The organism is Amycolatopsis ponsaeliensis, from assembly GCF_030182635.1.
GTDB lineage: Bacteria > Actinomycetota > Actinomycetes > Mycobacteriales > Pseudonocardiaceae > Amycolatopsis > Amycolatopsis ponsaeliensis.
In genome coordinates this window covers 14171-32114 of record NZ_JAPZLD010000062.1, presented here as the reverse complement: position 1 = coordinate 32114, position 17944 = coordinate 14171, and the positions used below count along the sequence as shown (strand labels likewise).

16 protein-coding genes are annotated in these 17944 nt (G+C 72.0%); 10 read left to right on the top strand and 6 right to left on the bottom strand.

Going from position 1 to position 17944, the window contains the following annotated elements:
* Positions 1-95 precede the first annotated feature (95 nt).
* Both QQ657_RS50370 and QQ657_RS50365 read right to left on the bottom strand, forming a co-directional pair.
* A complete protein-coding gene (locus tag QQ657_RS50370; protein ID WP_284749574.1) occupies positions 96-350 on the bottom strand; it encodes a hypothetical protein in 255 nt (84 codons plus the stop codon).
* Between the two features lie 352 nt (positions 351-702).
* A complete protein-coding gene (locus QQ657_RS50365; RefSeq protein WP_284749573.1) occupies positions 703-1605 on the bottom strand; it encodes an ornithine cyclodeaminase family protein in 903 nt (300 codons plus the stop codon).
* 44 nt (positions 1606-1649) lie between these two features.
* Here QQ657_RS50365 and QQ657_RS50360 point away from each other — a divergent pair, with 44 nt between their 5' ends.
* The 4 genes from QQ657_RS50360 to QQ657_RS50345 all read left to right on the top strand — a co-directional run bounded on the left by QQ657_RS50360 (position 1650) and on the right by QQ657_RS50345 (position 6353).
* Positions 1650-2261 carry a pentapeptide repeat-containing protein gene (locus tag QQ657_RS50360; protein WP_284749572.1) on the top strand — a complete coding sequence of 204 codons (612 nt, stop codon included), beginning with the start codon at positions 1650-1652 and terminating at the stop codon, positions 2259-2261.
* Between the two features lie 30 nt (positions 2262-2291).
* Positions 2292-2891 carry a sulfite oxidase-like oxidoreductase gene (locus QQ657_RS50355; protein ID WP_284749571.1) on the top strand — a complete coding sequence of 200 codons (600 nt, stop codon included), beginning with the start codon at positions 2292-2294 and terminating at the stop codon, positions 2889-2891.
* Entirely contained in the window at positions 2861-3604 is a 744-nt protein-coding gene (locus QQ657_RS50350) for a ferredoxin reductase (protein ID WP_284749570.1), read from the top strand. Before QQ657_RS50355 ends, QQ657_RS50350 begins: the two co-directional genes overlap by 31 nt.
* Positions 3605-3719: 115 nt before the next feature.
* Positions 3720-6353: a fibronectin type III domain-containing protein gene (locus QQ657_RS50345; protein ID WP_284749569.1), complete on the top strand. Its 2634-nt coding sequence runs from the start codon at positions 3720-3722 to the stop codon at positions 6351-6353.
* A 12-nt stretch (positions 6354-6365) separates the two neighbouring features.
* Here the strand turns inward: QQ657_RS50345 and QQ657_RS50340 are convergent, their stop codons facing one another.
* Together QQ657_RS50340 and QQ657_RS50335 are read right to left on the bottom strand one after the other, a co-directional pair.
* On the bottom strand, positions 6366-8834 hold the full coding sequence (locus tag QQ657_RS50340; protein ID WP_284749568.1) for a helix-turn-helix transcriptional regulator: 2469 nt from the start codon (positions 8832-8834) through the stop codon (positions 6366-6368).
* Positions 8831-9961 (bottom strand): Hsp70 family protein, encoded by a 1131-nt coding sequence (locus QQ657_RS50335; protein WP_284749567.1) that lies wholly within the window; start codon positions 9959-9961, stop codon positions 8831-8833. The genes QQ657_RS50340 and QQ657_RS50335 overlap by 4 nt, the downstream gene beginning before the upstream one ends.
* A 302-nt stretch (positions 9962-10263) precedes the next feature.
* Here QQ657_RS50335 and QQ657_RS50330 point away from each other — a divergent pair, with 302 nt between their 5' ends.
* From QQ657_RS50330 to QQ657_RS50320, 3 genes are all read left to right on the top strand, one after another.
* Complete coding sequence (locus QQ657_RS50330; protein WP_284749566.1) at positions 10264-11268, top strand: IniB N-terminal domain-containing protein; 1005 nt, start codon at positions 10264-10266, stop codon at positions 11266-11268.
* 101 nt (positions 11269-11369) lie between these two features.
* On the top strand, positions 11370-13154 hold the full coding sequence (locus tag QQ657_RS50325; protein WP_284749565.1) for a P-loop NTPase family protein: 1785 nt from the start codon (positions 11370-11372) through the stop codon (positions 13152-13154).
* Positions 13151-14353, top strand: a complete 1203-nt coding sequence (locus QQ657_RS50320; RefSeq protein WP_284749564.1) for a P-loop NTPase family protein — start codon at positions 13151-13153, stop codon at positions 14351-14353. The genes QQ657_RS50325 and QQ657_RS50320 overlap by 4 nt, the downstream gene beginning before the upstream one ends.
* Here QQ657_RS50320 and QQ657_RS50315 read toward each other — a convergent pair.
* Positions 14350-14736 carry a RidA family protein gene (locus QQ657_RS50315; protein WP_284749563.1) on the bottom strand — a complete coding sequence of 129 codons (387 nt, stop codon included), beginning with the start codon at positions 14734-14736 and terminating at the stop codon, positions 14350-14352. The two genes, QQ657_RS50320 and QQ657_RS50315, sit on opposite strands and share 4 nt — an antisense overlap.
* A gap of 92 nt (positions 14737-14828) precedes the next feature.
* On the opposite strand from QQ657_RS50315, the gene QQ657_RS50310 reads away from it, so the two are divergent.
* From QQ657_RS50310 to QQ657_RS50300, 3 genes are all read left to right on the top strand, one after another.
* Positions 14829-15191 carry a winged helix-turn-helix transcriptional regulator gene (locus QQ657_RS50310; protein WP_284749562.1) on the top strand — a complete coding sequence of 121 codons (363 nt, stop codon included), beginning with the start codon at positions 14829-14831 and terminating at the stop codon, positions 15189-15191.
* A gap of 122 nt (positions 15192-15313) precedes the next feature.
* Positions 15314-16858, top strand: a complete 1545-nt coding sequence (locus QQ657_RS50305; RefSeq protein WP_284749561.1) for an acyl-CoA synthetase — start codon at positions 15314-15316, stop codon at positions 16856-16858.
* Positions 16858-17400, top strand: a complete 543-nt coding sequence (locus QQ657_RS50300; protein WP_284749560.1) for a TetR/AcrR family transcriptional regulator — start codon at positions 16858-16860, stop codon at positions 17398-17400. The genes QQ657_RS50305 and QQ657_RS50300 overlap by 1 nt, the downstream gene beginning before the upstream one ends.
* A gap of 43 nt (positions 17401-17443) precedes the next feature.
* On the opposite strand, the gene QQ657_RS50295 is transcribed toward QQ657_RS50300, so the two are convergent.
* Positions 17444-17836, bottom strand: coding sequence for a TIGR03618 family F420-dependent PPOX class oxidoreductase (locus QQ657_RS50295; RefSeq protein ID WP_284749559.1), 393 nt, complete (start codon positions 17834-17836; stop codon positions 17444-17446).
* Positions 17837-17944 lie beyond the last annotated feature (108 nt).

The following is a 17944-nucleotide window of genomic DNA, read 5'->3' as shown; positions in this document are numbered from 1 at the left end:
GGTGCCGGATCAGCACCCAGGTGGTGTGCCGCCTGCCGGCACCGGAGGGGGCGGTGACGACAGGCGGCAGTTCGGAGGGCGGTGTCGCCCGCCGGTCACCGGCCCGCGAAGCGGGCGATGATGCCGGTGACGACCAGCCAGAACACCGCGGCCAGGCCGAAGTCGAGGATGACCTGCAGGCTGGCGTTGTCCACGTTGAACAGCCCCGGCCAGAACAACGCGAGAGGGACCGCCAACGACTTGATGAAGATGAAGAATGCGTTGCCGGCATTGGCACCGGCGAGCACCATGATCATGTAAAGGACTTCGATCCCCGCGAAGATCGCGCCGATCGCCGTGATGACCCGCACGGCCGTGTTCCGTCTGGTGGTGGTTCGCCAAGGAGACATGTCCGGAAAATTCCCGGTTTGGGTGACCGCTCAAACGCGCCAACCCCAAGATTGCGCCGTTTGGCGGCCCCCCGTTGCTCTCCGCCGCCCCTCCAGCACAGTCCGATACCCCTCCAATCACGCGCAATGCCCCTCCAGTCACGCGCGATGCCCACCCAGTCACGCGAGTCACGTCCCGAATCACGCGAGTTCCGGCTTCGATCACGCGAGTTCGGTCTGTGATCACGCGAGTTCCGGGGTCGGCCGCCGGTCTCGCACTAGCCGGCGGACTCGTGTCGTCCATCCAGGCACGCGTGTCGTCCGTTCGCGACCGTCACCGCGGTCGCGCGTCACCCAGCAACCGGGCGATGGCCCAGTCCTGCACCGCGAGCCCGACGGACTTGAACACCGTCCGCCCGCTCACCGTCGGCGGCGTGCGCAACGCATTGCCGAGCTCGACCAAGGAGGAACGCTCCACGATCCCACTGTCCACGGCATGGATCACCTCGCCGGCTTCCTCGAGCACGGCGTCGACCTGATCCACCACCACGCACGCGGCCGAACCGAGCAACTCGGCCGGAAGTTCCCGCATGGAAGGCAGATAAGACCCGATCGCGTTGACGTGCACCCGCTCAGGCAGGTCGTCCACCGCGAAGAGAGGAGTCGAAGACGAAGTAGCACAACAAACGATCTCCGCATCGGAGACGGCGTCGGCAGCCGAAGCCGCGACCCGCGTCACGATCTCCGGGAACTCGGCACGCATCCGGTCCGCGAAGCCGTGAGCACGCGACGGATCCCGCCCGAACACCGCCAGCCGGCTCACCGGCCGCACCGCCGCCACCGCCCGCACCTGGTCGGCGGCCTGCGCACCGGTGCCCAGCAGCGCCAAGCGGCCGGCGGAGGCCGGGGCGAGCAGGTCCGTCGCGACGCCGGACGCCGCGCCCGTGCGCAGTGTCGTCACCTCGATCGCGTCGGCGACCACCTGGCCCGCGGCGGTGTTCCACACCAGCGTCCCGAGGATCATCGGCGTGCGGCCGGCGACCAGGCTGAGCGTCTTGACCACCGTCGTCGACGTCGGCGTGTGGCACGCGCTCATCACCAGCGTCGTGCCGCCGCCGAAGGACAACCGTTGCGGCACCACGAAACGGCCGGCGGCGAGGTCGAGGAAGGCCTCCCGCACCGCGTCGACGGCGGCGGTCATCGGTACGGCCGCCCGGACGGCGTGAGCATCGAGCATGCGGGGAACCCTTCGGACTCGGAGACTGCCGCTAGCCTGACGGGGTGCCCGATGCCACGCAAGATCCACCCGTTGAGGACCAGCGGTTCGTCCGCGACGACTGGTACGGGGAGGAGATCACCGGACGGCACTACGTGCGGTGCGAGTTCCACGAGGTCGACTTCTCCGAAGCTCAGACACGGAACTCGGTCTTCACCGACTGCGTGTTCGGCAACGTGCGCTTCAACGCGTCCCGGCACACGGACTCGGCGTTCACCGGCTGCGCCTTCAAGCGGTGCAACTTCTTCGACGCCGAGTTCACCGGGTGCAAGCTCGTCGGCGCGACGTTCAGCGAGTGCGACCTGCGCCCGCTGCGGGTCACCGGCGGCGACTGGTCGTTCGCCGGGCTGGCGGGCGCCGACCTGCGGTCGGTCGCCTTCCACGGGGTGCGCATGCGCGAGGCCGACCTCACCGGGGCGAACTGCGCCGACGCCGTGTTCGCCGACGTCGACCTTTCGGCAGCGACCCTGCATGCCGTCAAGCTGCCGCGCGCCGACCTGCGGGGCAGCGATCTCTCGGCGCTCGATCCGGTGAACGCCGAGCTGGCCGGCGCGATCGTGTCACCCGAACAGGCTGCGGTGCTCGTCACGTCGCTCGGGCTGCGCGTCCGGGCGTAGGCTCGGGCCGACCGGGAAGGGAGGGCCGCGATGGGTGTCGTGACACCGGGGTTCCGCGGCCGGGCTCGCAGCGGCAACCCGCGCCTGCCGCCCGGGCAGTACCTGGCCGAGGACTTCCCCGTGCTGTCGGCCGGCCCGACCCCGCGCGTGCGCACGGAGACGTGGGAGTTCACGGTCACCACCGAGAACGGCGAGAAGCACGCCTGGAGCTGGGCCGAGCTGCTGGCCCTGCCCAGCGAGAAGCCCACAGTGGACATCCACTGCGTCACCCAGTGGTCCAAACTGGACACCCGCTGGCGCGGCGTCGCGGTGGACACCCTGGTCGGCGGGCTCGACACCGCCGCCGACTACGTCATGGTCCACTCCTACGGCGGCTACACCACGAACCTGCCGCTCGCCGACCTGCTCGACGGCCAGGCCTGGATTGCCTACGAGTACGGCGGCAAGCCGCTCACCCCCGAACACGGCGGCCCGGCGCGATTGCTGGTTCCGCACCTGTACTTCTGGAAGTCCGCGAAGTGGGTGCGCGGGCTCGAGCTGAAGACCCGGGACGAGCCCGGCTTCTGGGAGAACGTCGGCTACCACGACTACGGGGATCCATGGCGCGAACAGCGGTATCAGGGCGACTAGCCTGGCGGGTCGCCCGCCTGGCCGAATTCTGCGACGAGACACCGACGGCCCGCACGCTCGTCTTCGACCTGCCCGGCTGGCCGGGACACCTGGCGGGGCAGCACGTCGACGTCCGGCTCACCGCAGCCGACGGCTACCGCGCGCAGCGCAGCTACTCGCTCGCCGCGCCCGCCGACGGTGACCGCGTCGAGCTGACGGTCCAGCGCGTCGCCGACGGCGAGGTGTCCGAGCACCTGGCCGGCCCGTACGCGATCGGTGACCCGGTGGAGATCCGCGGCCCGGTCGGCGGCTGGTTCGTCTGGCGGCCGGCGGATCCGGCACCGGTCCTCCTGATCGCGGGCGGTTCGGGCATCGTCCCGCTGATGGCGATGATCCGCGCCCGCCGGGCAGCGGGCGTCCGCACGCCGTTCAAGCTGATCTACTCGCTGCGCACCCCGGCCGAGCTGTACTACGCCGACGAGCTGCGCACGCCGGTGCCCGGGCTGGACATCACGTACGTGTACACGCGCGAGCTGCCGGAGGGCCGCCCGGGAATCCCTCGACGCCTGGACGTGCCGACGCTCAACACGGCGGGCTGGCCGGCCGAGTTCGGCGCGGAATGCTTCATCTGCGGCCCAACAGGGTTCGTCGAGACGGCGGCGGACATCCTGGTCGCCCTGGGCCACGACCCGCACCGCATCCGCACGGAGAGGTTCGGCCCCAGCCGCGACTGACCGGACGTCGGCGCGGTGGATGAGACCAACCATCCATCCGATGATTAGGTGACACCGCGTCCCGGTGAGAGGGAATTTATCGACATCGCCGCGTAGAGATCCTATGTTTCCTCTCATGCTGACCAAGTGGGGCTCGAAGCGGCGCCGCACCGTGGCGACCGTTCTCCTGGGGGCGGGCGCGCTGCTCGCCACGACCGGCCCGGTGGCGGCCGCGGAGCCGGACTCCGCCGGCCGCGACGTCTACGTCTCGCCGAGCGGCTCCGACCGCGCACCGGGGACCGCGCACCAGCCCGTGCGGACCCTGGACAAGGCACGCGACCTCGTGCGCCAACGGGCGCCGCACCTCACTCGCGACCTCACCGTGCACCTCGCCCCCGGTGTCTTCCGGCTCTCGCAGCCGCTGCTGCTCGACGCCCGGGACTCCGGCGGCAACGGGCATCGCGTCATCTGGCAGGGCAGCGGCGACACCGAACTGAACGGCGGCGTGCGCGTCACCGGCTGGCGGCCGGTTGCGGGACGCCCCGGGTTGTTCGCCGCGGCCGCGCCCGCCGGGCTGGACAACACCCGGCAGCTCTACGTCGACGGTGTCCGTGAACAACGCGCCCGCGACCCGCTGCCGGTGACCGTCAAGGCCACCGGCACCGGGTACACCGCGAGCGCCGACACCCTGGCGCACTGGCGCAACCCGAAGGACATCGAGTTCGTCTACACCGCGGGCGAAGCGCTCTGGAACATCCAGCGCGACGGCCTCGGCCAGTGGACCGAGCCGCGCTGCCCGCTCGCCGCGGCCCAGGGCACGACCATCACGATGGCCCAGCCCTGCTGGGACAACTCGACGAAACGTGTCCTGTTCCCGGACATCCCCGGCCGCAGCGTGAACATGGTCGGCCCGGGCGATCTCACCAACGGCCGGCACCCGACCTACGCGGAAAACGCTTTCGAGCTGCTCGACACCCCCGGCGAGTGGTACCTCGACCGGTCCGCCCACCTCGTCTACTACCTGCCGAAACCGGGGCAGGACCTGCGTCGCGCCGACGTCGAGGTGCCGGTGCTGGAAAAGCTCGTCGACGCACGGGGCACGGCCGATGCGCCGATCCACGACGTCGCCTTCCGCGGGCTGCGGTACTCCTACGCGACGTGGCTGAGGCCGTCGTCGCCCGAGGGCTTCTCCGAAATCCAAGCCGGGTACACGAACACCGGTCCCGACGGCTGGGCCGTCCAAGGTCTCTGCCAGTTCGTGCCCGGCGGCACCTGCCCGTACGCCTCGTGGACGCGCGAACCCGCGAACGTCTCCGTGTCCCACGGGCGGCGCGTGGAATTCAGCGACAGCGTGTTCGCGCACCTCGGTGGCGCCGGCCTCGACCTCGTCGACGGCACCAAGGAATCCGAGGTCCGCGGCGACGTCTTCACCGACATCTCGGGCAACGGTGTCCAGGTCGGCGGCGTAGACAAACCCGTCACGGACACCGACGCCGACGTGGTGCGCGACGTCGTCGTGACCGACAACCACCTCTACGGCCTGCCGCGCGAGTTCCACGGTGGTGTCCCGATCGTCAACGGCTACACCGTGCGGAACACCATCTCCCACAACCAGATCGACCACGTCGGCTACTCGGCGATCTCGGTCGGCTGGGGTGGCTGGCCGGACAAGATCCAGAAGCCGGCGACACCGAACCTGTCGCACGACAACGCCGTGTCGGACAACCTGATCTTCGACTACATGCTCATGCTCGACGACGGTGGCGGCATCTACACCCAGGGCATCACCGGCACTTCCCTCGACGACGGCGAGAAGGTCACCGGCAACGTGGTGCACGACCAGTGGGGGCTCGGCAAGGCCGTCTACACGGACAACGGCAACACGTACGAGACGATCCGCGGCAACGTCCTGTACGGCACGGCGTACTTCAACGTCGGCACGGTCCACGTCGACTACCGCGACGGCTTGGGCAACAACGACCCGACGCTGACCGAAGACAACTACTGGGAGCAGGGCGACCGCGACAAGGTCGACAAGGGCGCGATCACCCGCGGCAACAAGCTGCTCGCCCGTCCGTCCGACGCCCCGGCGGCGATCGTCTCGAACGCGGGCCTCGAACCGGCCTATCGCGGCCTCCTCACGGGCCGGGTCGGCGGAGGGGCGCCGGCCGAAGCGCCGTCGCGGGTCGGCACGTTCGCGGTCTCGGGAAAGCTGTACGCGACGTGGAACCCGACGTACGCGTTCAACAACGCGCCGGTGACGGAGTACGTGGTGACGGCGACGGGCGGCGGCCGCACGAAGTCGGCGACGGTGTCCGCGGCCGAATTCGCGAAGCGCGCGTACGCGGAGGTCCCGGGCCTGACGGACGGCACGGCGTACACGGTGACCGTCGCGGCTCGCAACGCGTACGGCACGAGCGAGCCGTCCTTGGCCGCGGCCCTGGTGACGCCAGGCCCGACGCCGGGAGCGGGGCCGGGCGTCCCGACGAGCGCTCGTGCCCTGCCGAGCGCGACGGCGGCCTCGATCCGCTGGAACCCGCCGGCGGCGACGGGGGACACACCGGTGCTGGCCTACACGATCACGGTGTCCGACGGCCGCACGATCACGGTGGAAGGCCGCGACGCCCTGGTCACGCAGCCGACGATCAAGGGCATGACGAGGGTGGTGGACAACCTGAAGCCGGCGACGGCGTACACGTTCACGGTGGCGGCGGTGACGGCGACGGGAACCGGCCCGGCGGCGACCTTCACCGCGACCACAGCACCTTGATCCTGGACAGCGTCAGGGGGCGTCCGGGCGGGAAAGCAGCTCTCGCAAAGTCGCGAGCAGCTCTCGCCGGTCGGCCGCCCCCAGCTTTCCCCGGATCCGGGCCATGTGGTGCTCCACCGTCTTCCCCGAAATGAACAGCTTCGAACCGGCCTGCTTGTACGTCAGCCCCTCGACGACCAGCCGGGCCACCTCGAGCTCTCGCTCGCTCAGCGCCGCCAACCCCGTCCCGGCCGCTGCGGGCTCCGAGGTTCCCTGCTCCCGGCGGGCCGCCGTTCCCTGGAACTGGCGGGCCGCCTCCAGGAGCTGGACCATCGCCTTGCGGTCGGACGTGCGGATCGCCGCCTGGCCGGCCAGGCGGGCCGCGTCCCAGCGCAGGCCCAGGTCGTGCATCTCGGCCGCCGCCGAGGCGATCGTGTCCGGGGCGAACGTTCCGCCCAGGACCGACAGCCAGCACTGGGCCGCCGTCGCCAGCGCGCTCGGGTAACGGCCGCAGTGGGCGTGCGTCGCCAACGTCGCCAGGTGGGCCTTCGCCGCGTCCGTGTCCTCCAGCGTGATTGCCGCGTGCAGCTCGTGCCACACCAGCGATACCGTCCACAGTGGAGGCTCGCCGAGGCGGGCCAGCAGGGTGTGGGCGCGTTCCAGCTGGCCCGAAATCTTCGCGAACGCGCCCGTGCGGGCCGCCGCGATCGCCAGCTCGCCCAGCGGCAACAGGGTGAACAGGTCCGTCTGCTGCCGCATCGACGCCTGGTAGGCCCGGTGCCACGACCGCTGCAACCCCACCAGATCGCTGGCCCGGCGCGCCAGGCCGAGCTCCAGGGTCGCGAAGAACAGCTCGTCGCGGGCTTCCAGCGTGCGGCCGGCGACGGCGTTGCGGTGTTCGGCCGCCGTCGCGAGGTCGCCCGCCGTCATCGCGACCCAGCCCAGCAGCAGCCGGTGCCGCACGGACAACAGGTCACCGCCGATCCCGCCGTCCAGCGCCCGGGTCAGCACCGGCTCCGCCAGCGCCAGCTCACCCGTGTGGAGCGCGGCGAGTGCGGCCAGAGCCGCCGGGCTGTCGGGCAGCAACGTGCCGCCCAGCGCCGGCTCGAGCATCGCCGCTGCGCCGAGCAGGGTCGACAACGTTTCCGTCGCGCAGCCGGACACTGAATCGGCGATGCCGCGGGCCATCCGGGTGGCCGCGCCGGCGAACAACGTCGGGGCGACGCCGGGCGCCGGGGCGTCAAGCAGCCGCCGGGCGCCATCGAGGTCGCCGGTGCCGACCAGCGCGATCGCCGCGAACGCATCGGCTCCCGCCCAGGTGCCGGCGCCGGCGAGCCCGGTCGCGCCGGGCTGTCCGGCCCCACTGGTGAGCCCGCCGCCGGCGGTCATCGTCTCGGCGCTGCGCGAAGCCCAGTGATACAGCTCCGCACTGCGCGCCAGCTCGCCCCGGTGCGCCAACACGGTCGCCGCGATCGCCGCGCCGGCCGCGCGGGTCTCCGGGTCGGCCGCGCCGAGCATTCCGTCGCCGAGGCGCAATGCCGTATCAAGATCTCCCGACAACGCCGTCGCGCGCGCCCAGCCCGCCGTGACCGCCGAGGACCGGTCGCCCGCCTCCGCCGCCGCTTCGAACAGCCGAGTCGCCAGCCGTGTGTCGGAGGGCAGGGCTTCCGCTGCCGCCGCCGCGAATGCCGCCGCCGCCGATGCGCCCGAACTTCCCGTGCCCAGCAGGGAACGTGCCAGGTCGAGCACCGGGAGGCCGTTCGCCAGTTGCAGCTCGACGAGCCGCTGCACCGTCGTCAGCCTCCGCGCGGGCGGCCCGAAGTCGCGGACCGCGGCCGCGGCCAGTGGCAGCAGTGCGTCGTCCGGGCCGAGCAGGCCGGTCGCGCGGGCGGCGTCGACGATCGAGGGCAGCTGGTCGGGGCCCCGATCCAGCAACGCGCACAGCAGATCCAGGTTGCGCCCCGCCCCGGCTTCGGCCGCGATCAGGTAGCGCAGGACGTCGTCGTCGAGCTCGTCCAGCTCCGGGCGGAAGTCCTCCAACCGCCCGAGCAGCTCGCGCTCGGCCAGCCGCGGCACCCCGCCGCTGCGTGCGTGGAGCTCGGCCGCCGCCGCGGGGTCGGCGGGCGAACCCTTCACCGCCGCGATCAGCTGCGCGACGTCCTCGACGCCCAGGGGCCCGAGCTGCAGCAGCGTCCAGCTCGACGCCACCGCCGCGGGCCGGTGCGCGACGACGATGGGCCCGTCCGCGCCGGTGAGCAGCTCCTCGAGCTGGTCGGGACCCAGCCGGTCGGCGTCGTCGACGAGCAGGGCCTCGACGCCGGCCGCGCGGTAGCGGCGGTCGAGCGCGGCGAGCAGCACGCTCTTGCCGTACCCGCCGGGCGCGACGACGGCCAGCCGCAGGGGGGCGGCCGGATCGGCCGTGACCTGGTCGAGCAGCTGTCGCGCCGCCGGGTGCACCGGGACGGTGCGAAGCGGGGAAACCTGCGAAAGCAGAGTGTTCAACAGTGACCTTCACCGGAGGGGGCGCCGGGGCGGGCGCAGTGGCTCGGGGCGGGGGAGGAGTCGGGGCCGGCGGTGGCTTCGCGGGCGGTGACAGTGATGACGACGGCCGAGATGGCCGCGGCGAACACGAGGACCGCGGCGGCGAGGGGACGGCGCCGCCGGAACAGGTTCATCGGGCTGCTCTTCTCGGGCAGCTCGAACGGCGTGATCTCGACCGGCGGCCGGGGCGGCCGCTCGCCGAGGTCACCGAGCGTGTCCACCTGGGGGAGCAGGGTGGTCTCGACGGCGGGGGGTTCGTGCGGGGCACCGCGATGGTCCGCACGCAGCGCCGCGACGGCGGCCGCGCCGAGGGCGGTGGTCGCCGGCGGAACCGGTCCCGCGAACACCGGGCACGGCGGCCGGGCCGGCAGCGCGTGCGGCGGGACGTCACCGCAGAACACCACACCGGCGAGTCCCTTGGGGGACGTCGACGCCGCGTTCGCCAGGGCGAAGAGCGTGCTGAGCGCGGCGGCCGGGGCCACGCCCTCGGCGCTCGCGGCCGGCTGCCAGCCGCTCGCGCCGGTCGCCGTGGCCAGCGTGACGTTCACGCCGTCGGCGCCGAACTCGCAGACCCCGGCCGCGGTCGCGCCGGGCACGGGGACGGGGAGGTGCGCGCCGAGCGCGGCGATCGAGCCGGGGATCAGCGTGACCGCGGGGAACCCGGCGTCGGCCAGTGCGCGGCGCAGCACGTCACGGCGGTAGCCGCCCCAGTCGCCGGGGTGGGTCAGCACCAGGTGGTGCGGCGCTCCGCCGAACTGGTTCGAGGCGTGCTCGGCGATGCTTTCGACGAGCACGGTGGTCAGCGTCTCGGGCGGGAACGGCTCGCCTTCGACGAGCATCGGCACGTCGTCGCCGATCCGCCGGTGGAAGCCGGTGAGCAGCCGGGACGGGACCCGGGCGCCCGCCTGCGCGGCCGCGTCCCCGGTGAGCAGGTACCCCTCGTCGTCCAGGAACAGCGCGGACGCGGCGGCCGGGGTCCGTTCACCCAGCCAGAGCGGTTCGGGTTCGCCCCAGCCGGGGCCTTGACGGTGGCAGGTCGCGGCGTGGGTCCGCCCTTGTGCCACATCGATCCCGAGGACGTAGGGCAACGGCGCTTCCTCCTCACCTCGCGGGGCCGATCGGGGGCGCGGAATCCCCCTAGGGCTCGGGGCATCCTCACCCAAACGGGTTAGTCAAGCAAGTGGCTGGAGGGATTTAACCCAACTGAGTGCGTCTCGGATGAGCCCCTAACTCCCTAACGATGACATATCGATCCCCTATTGGCTGACTGGCCCGCAACTCGGAGTGATCCCCGATGTGCGTGGGGGGACCGGCTCCCTAACTTGATGACGGAGCGGCGGTCCTTGCGATCGCTGCCGTCCCCCGAACCACCGGACCAGGAGATATCCCCATGGACTCCGTGCAGACGTTGCACGACTTCGCGCTGAACCTGCTCAACGACCCGACCGCGCTCGCGGCCTTCGGGACGGACCCGCAGGGCGCCCTCGCTGCCGCCGGTCTCGGCGACGTCAGCGCCGCCGACGTGCACGAGGTCATCCCGCTGGTGCTCGACTTCGTCCCGGTCGACAGCCTCCCGGCCGTCGGTGGCCTCCCCGCCATCGGCGACCTGTCCTCGGTCGGCCTGTCCTCGGTCGGCACCGACGCCCCCGGCATCCAGGGTGCGATCGACCAGCTCACCGCCCTCACCTCGGGCCTCGGCCTGCCGGCCGTCCCGGAGCTCCCGGGTGTCGGCGACCTCGGCGGCTCGCTGCCGGGCGTGGGCGACCTCGGCCTGCCGGCCGTCCCGGGCGTCGGCTCGCTGCCGGGTGTGAACGACATCACGACCACCGCCGCGGGCGTCACCGCGCTGGCCGGCGACTTCGGCACCGGCGGCGACCTGGGCTCCAGCCTGGACGCCGTGCAGGTCACCGGGAACCTCGTGTACTCGGTCACCGACGCCGACCACAGCGCGGCCGTCGCCACCGTCGAGCAGGCCGCCCACCTCGGCGACGCCGTGACGAACAACGTGTCGTACAACGCCGTCACCCCGGTCTTCGAGGCCACCTCGCAGGTCGGCGACATCAGCGGTGACCTGAACCACACCGTGAGCTCCGTCGTCGGCCAGGTCGGCGACTTCTCCGGCATCCTCCAGGGCGCCGGCAACCTCGACGTCTCGCACGTCACCAGCGAGGTTTCGCACGCGGCCGGCGGCCTCGGCGGCGTCACCAGCGTCGTGACGAACGCCACCGGCATCGACGTCGACCACAACGTGGCCGGCCAGGTCGGCGACATCGCGAGCGGCAACACCTCGGCCGTTCACGACGTGGTCTCCGACGTGTCGGACGTCAGCCACAACGCGCTGGGCAACCTGCACATCGGTGACATCGCGTCGAACGACCTCCACCTCGGGCACTGATCCCCGAACCGGTCACCGGTGCCCGTCCCGCGGTCTGGGTGCAGCCGCGGGACGGGCACCCGGTGTGCGCACGGGGAGTAAACCGGGGACACTCGTCCGCTGTGACCGCACCGGCTTGGCTCGAAGTGCTCAACGAGACGCTGGACGCGTGCCGCACCCACGGCCGCGCAGATCTCGCCGAGCGCCTCCGCAGACGTCGTGACGCCCCCGAGGGGCAGATCCGGCTCGGCGTGCTCGGATTCCCCAAACAGGGCAAGGGATACCTGCTCAACGCGGTGCTGAACGCGCCCGTGTGCGCGGTCGGCGACGCCCCGACCCCCGAGGTCCCCACGGAAATCGGCTACGCCTCCGAACCCGCTGCCACGCTGGTCAGCCGCTCCCTCGAACGGACTCCCGTCGCGGTCGACCGGCTCACCGGTGAGCTCGGCGCCCGGCCCGCCGGGACGCTCAGCCGGGTCGAGGTCGGCGTGCCGCGCGAACTCCTTTCCGCCGGGCTCGTCCTCGTGGACACCCCGCCGGTCGGCGACCCGCGGTCGCCGCGCACCGCCGCCGCGCTCGACCTGCTCGCCGAAGCGGACGCCGTGATCCTCGTCTCCGACGCGACCGCGCCGCTCACCGCCGCCGAGCTCGCGCTGGCCCGGCACGTCCGCACCTGGTGCCCGCACGTCGTGCTGGCGCTCACCAAGATCGACGCTTCCCCGGGGTGGCGCGCGGTCGCCGAACGCAACCGCGGGATGCTCGCCGAGGCGGGGATCGACGCGCCCGTGCTGCCCGTTTCGGCCGTTGTGCGCCAAGCCGCCGCGAAGGCCGGGGACGCCGAGCTGAACGCGCGTTCGGGCTTTCCCGAGCTGCTCACGTGGATCGCCGAGCAGGCCGCGCGGCCGCCGGAGCAGTCCCGCGCCCTGCTCGCCGCCGTCGGCGTGCGGGCCGCGGCCGCGGAGCTCGTGGAGTCGCTGCGCGACCGCGTCGAGGCTGCTGGGCAGGACGCCGGGCTCGGGCAGGCCGCGTTGCTGCAGCGCGCGCAACGCCGTGCCGACGACCTGCGGCGGCGGAACACCCGGTGGCAGAACCTGCTTTCCGACGAGGTCACCGACCTGATGGGCGACGTCGAGTACGACCTGCGCGAGCGGACGCGCAAGATCGTCAACACCATCGACCAGACCTTCGACGAGGGCGACCCGGTGAAGGTCTGGGAAGAGTTCGCGGTCTGGCTGGACGAGGCGCTGACCGAAGCGGTCGAAACGAACTACTCCTGGCTGGCCGAACGAGCGCAGTGGGTCGCGCAGGCGGTCGCGGCGTGCTTCGGCGCCCAGTACGACCACGCACTGCCCGACCTGCCGCTCGACGGTTCGGGCGCCGAAGACCTCGACGACGTCCGGCGGCCCAAGATCGAGAAGTTCAAGATCGGCCACCAGGCCTTCACCGGGCTGCGCGGGTCGTACGGTGGCGTCCTGATGTTCGGCCTGATCACCAGCCTGCCCTGGCTGGGGCTGCAGCTGATCAACCCGATCTCGCTCGGTGCGGGCGCCGCGTTCGCCGTGAAGACGATCCGTGACGAGGGCGGGATGCGGCTGCAGCGGCGCCAGGCCGTGGCCAAGCAGGCCGCGCAACGCCACGTCGACGACGTCTTCCTGCGGTACAGCAAGGAGTTCCGCGACGCGATCCGCGTCGTGCAGCGGCGGCTGCGCGACCACTTCACCGGGCTGGCCGAGGACCTCGCGGACGAGCTGACGCGCGAGCGCGAGACGATCATGGCCGGCACGGCCGAGCGGGAGCGCCGGACCGGGCACATCCGCCGGGAGATCGATCGCCTGGCCGGGCTGCACCAGCGCGCGGGCGAGCTCGGCACGATCGCCGGCCGGAAGCCGAGGGAGCTTTCGGCGTGACGCAAGACGTTCGTGACCTGCTGCACGCCGCGACGGGTCTCTACCGCGACGACCCGCGGGCTTCGGCGCTCCTGCACGACTGCCTGAACCGGCTGGAGCAGCCGCTGCGCGTCGGGTTCACCGGGGCGCCGTCGTCGGGGAAGTCCACGCTCGCCGCCGCGCTGGGCGAGTGGCCGACGCGGGCGCTGCGCGATCTCGTGCTGCTGGACGACCCCGGCCCGGCCGACGACCTCCCCGACGCGACGGTGCGCCTCGTGCGTCACCTCGAACCGGACGAGCTCGCGGCGGCGCACCCGCCGGGCGGCTCGGCGTTCGCGCGGCAGAGCGCGGTCAACTCGGTGCTGGTGCTGGCCCGCGCGGACGAGGTCGGCGCGGGCCGGATCGACGCGCTGCTGACCGCGAAGCAGCTGGCGCGCCGGGCCTGGCGCGAAGACCCGCTGTGCACGGGGTTCCTGGGCGTCATCGCCGTCGCCGGGCAGCTGGCCTACGGCGGCCGCTCCCTGCGCGACGACGAGTTCGACCTCCTGGCGGCCTTCGCCGCGGTGCCGCGCGAAGAACTGGAACGGCACGTGCTTTCGGTGGATTCGTTCACGGATCCGGCGTTCCCGGGCCCGATCCCGGTCGAGACGCGGCGGTCGCTGGTGGTGCGGTTCGGGATGTTCGGCGTCCGCCTGGCGCTGACGCTGATCCGCACCGGCTGCGACGACCCGCTCAAGCTGTCGACCGAGCTGGTCCGCCGCAGCGGTCTCGGCGAACTGCGCGACACCCTCGCCGGGTGCTTCGTGGCGCGCGCCGAGGCGTTGAAGGCCCGCACGGCGGTCATCCGGCTGGAAGCCCTGCTGGCGGCCCAGCCCCGTCCGGGCGGCGATCGGCTGGTGTCCCGGGTGGAGCGTTTCGCGGCGGCCGCGCACGACTTCCGCGAGCTGCGCCTGATCGCCGACATCCGCGGCGGCCGCACGGCGCTGTCCGGCGAGCCGGCGGAGGAGGCGGTCCGGTTGCTGGGCGCCCAGGGCACGGCCCCGGCGGACCGCCTGAACCTGGAGCACGACGCGGACCCGGGCGACATCTACGACGCGGGCCTGGACGCGCTGCGGCGATGGCGGCACGAGGCGGAACGACCGGACCGCCCCCACGCGGAACGCACCGCGGCGCACGTCGTGGTGCGCTCGACCGAGGGCCTGCTGGCGTTGTTCGCCTAGAGCACCGCGGTGACTTCGATCTCGACCAGGTGCTCCGGGACGTCCAGCGCGGCCACGCCGATGAGGCTGGCGGGCGGTTTCGCGGTGGTTCCCAGCTTCGCGCTGCCCCGGGCGATCCCGTCGAGGAGCGCGGGCATCTTGTCCGGCGTCCAGTCGACGACGTAGCAGGTCAGCTTCGCGACGTCGTCGAACGAACCGCCGGCCGCGGCCAGGGCCGCGCCGACGTTGACGTAGCACTGCTCGACCTGCGCGGCGAGGTCGCGTCCGGTCTCCCAGGCGACCTGCCCGGCGACGAACACCAGCTTCGTCCCGGACGCGATCGACACCTGGTGGTACACGTCGATCTCAGGCAGCTCCGGGGGATTCACCAGGGTGACAGCCACTTTTCCTCCGTGGTCTCTTGTGGTTACCCAGGAACCGTAGGAGAGTGTTGGGCGATACGGAAGAAGGCACTTTTCGGTGACGGGGGAACCAGATGGTGACCGAGCAGGACGCGGACCTTTCGCGGGCGGATTCCCTCGCGCGCGAGATCTTCTCGGACGTCGCCAACAAGTGGGCGTTCCTGATCATCGAGACGATCGGCGAGCGCACCCTTCGCTTCAGCGAAGTGCGTGACGCCGTCGAGGGCATCAGCCACAAGATGCTGACCCAGAACCTGCGCATGCTGGAGCGCAACGGGCTCCTGGAGCGCGAGGTGCACCCGACCGTGCCGCCGCGGGTCGAGTACACGCTCACCGAACCGGGGCAGGGGCTTCGCGCGACCGTCGACGCGATGTGCGGCTGGACCCAGCGCTACCTCGGGGACATCGAGGCCGCCCGCTGCCGGTTCGGGGCCTGAGGCGGCAAGAACAAACCGGCCGGCCGCGGGTCCCGGTCATCGCTGTCCGGTATTGACGCTCGGCAGCCCGCGACGCACCATAGAGCGGTCTATGGTCCAGCGTCGGCCGAAGGAGCACCGCCATGCCCGAAGACGTCCGCCCCCGGGTCCGGCTGTTCGGCGAGCTCCTGGCGCACTGGGCGCGGGAACGGGCCGGGGACACCGCGCTGATCTTCGGCGACCGGTCCTGGACCTGGGCGGAGTTCGACGACCGGGTCCGCAGGCTGTCGGGTGCGCTCGCGGGCGCCGGGATCACCCGTGGAGACCGCGTCGCCTTCGTCGACAAGAACCACCCTGCCTGCCTGGAGACGACCTTCGCGGCGGCCGGCGTCGGTGCCGCGAACGCCGTGGTCAACTGGCGGCTCTCCGGCGACGAACTGGCGTACGTGCTCAAGGACGCGGGCGCGAAGGTGGTCTTCGTCGGCGCGGAGCTCGTGCCGGCGCTCGACGCGGTCCGCGACCGGCTGCCCGCGCTGGAGCGCGTGGTCGTCGTCGGCGGGGACCACGACGAGTATGAGCCGTTCCTGGCGAGCGGCGAGCCGCACACCGGGTCCGGGCTCGACGAAGACGACGGTGTCCTGATCATGTACACCAGTGGCACCACCGGATTCCCGAAGGGCGCGGTGCTCACGCACCACAGCGTCATCGCCCACGGCCTCGCCGCGGGCACCGCGTTCCCGATCGGCCCGGGCGACGTCAACCTCGTCGCGATGCCGCTGTTCCACGTCGGCGGCAGCTGCTACGCCGTTTCCGGTTTCCTCTACGGCGAACCGTCGTACCTGACTCGCGAGCCGGACGCGGCATCGTTGTTCGCGGCGCTGCAGGCCGGGATCACGCACGCCTTCCTGGTGCCCGCCGTGGTCGCCGGGATCGCGCAGGCCGGCGAGGCCGCGCTCAAGGCGTTCTCCCGGCTGAAGTACCTCTGCTACGGTGCCTCGCCGATGCCGCTCCCGTTGCTGCGCACGGCGCTCGCGGCCTGGCCGGACGTCCGGTTCGCGCAGGTCTACGGCATGACCGAGCTGTCCGGCGCGGTCACCGCGCTCGACCCGGAGGCGCACCGTGACGCCTCGCACCCCGAGCGGCTGGCGTCGGCGGGCACCGCACTGTCCGGTGTGGACATCCGGATCGTCGACCCGGTCACGGCCGAGGACGCGGCCGTCGGCGAGGTCTGGATCCGCACCGAGCAGCGGATGGCGGGCTACCTCGGCAAGCCGGAGGCGACCGCGGAGACCATTGTGGACGGTTGGGTGCGCACGGGCGACGTCGGCCGCCTCGACGACGGCGGGTTCCTGTTCCTCGAGGACCGCGTCAAGGACATGATCATCACCGGTGGCGAGAACGTCTACTCGCCCGAGGTCGAGCGCGTCGTCGCGGAGTTCCCCGGCGTGGCCGAGGTGGCCGTGATCGGGGTGCCGGACGACCGGTGGGGCGAGCAGGTCAAGGCCGTCGTCGCCGGCGACCAGCTCGACGCCGACAAGCTCATGGAGTTCTGCCGCGAGCGCCTGGCCCACTACAAGTGCCCGCGCAGCGTCGACGTCGTGGAAGCGTTGCCGCGCAACGCGACCGGCAAGATCCTCAAGCGCTCGCTGCGCGAACCGTACTGGCGGGACCGGGACCGGAACGTCTGATGCCCCCGGTGACGCGGCAGGCGTACTTCGCGGCCGCGCTGGACGTGCTGGCGGAACACGGGTTCACCGAGCTGAACGTCGGCAGGCTGTGCCGCGACCTCGGTGTGACGAGCGGGTCGTTCTACCACCACTTCGGCGGCTGGCCGGGCTTCGTGGAGCAGCTCCTGGACCACTGGGAGAACCGGCAGGTGCTCATCCTGCGGAGGTGGAACTTCGGCAGCGGCGGCCCGTCGGCGGACTTCGCCGCGCTGATGGACCTGACGCTCGGGCTGCCCCACGAAGCCGAGGCCGCCATCCGGGCGTGGGCGGCGAACGACGAAACCGTGCGGGCGGCGCAGAAACGCGTCGACTCCGTGCGGCTGCGGTCGGTCGGCCGGGCGGTCAAGGGCATCGTCGGCGACCGCGACCTCGCGCGGACGCTGACGTCCCTGGGCATGGCGATGCTGGTGGGGCACCAGCAGCTGGCATCGGCGGGGGAGCACAGCGAGCTGGCCACCCTGCTGGCCGAGTACGCGCGGCTGGTGCACGCTCGCGCCTCGTGAGTGGGAAACAGGGTTAGAACACTGTTTCTCACTCACGACCTCTTCAGGCGTTGCCGAGGATCCGGCTCACCGCGATCTCCAGGACGACCCGCTGCGGGTTCGGCTTGGGCTGGCGATAACGCGCGGCGTAGCGGTTTTCCGCGTCCCGCACCGAGTCCGGGTCGTCGCGCAGTACCGCGCGTCCCTCCAAAGTGGACCACTTCGGGCCTTCGAGCTGGCAGACCGCGACCGGGACGCCGTCGGCGCCCGCGGCCCGGATCATCTTGGCCTTGACCGACGAGTCGAACGTGATCACGCGGGCGAGCCCGGCGTCGAAGTCGACGGTCACGCCGACCGCGACGACGTGCGGGGTGCCGTCCGGCCGGACCGTCGTCAGGGTGGCCAGGCGGCGCTCGGTCCAGAAGGCGCGGAAGTCCGCGCCGCGGTCGATCTTCATGCGGTCCACGCTAGTCCGTCCGGGTGGCCGGAGGGCCGTGAGACCACTCACGGTCATTGTAAGGAAAGTTTCCTAACAGTCTTGACCTCGTCTTGAACCTTCTGTCAC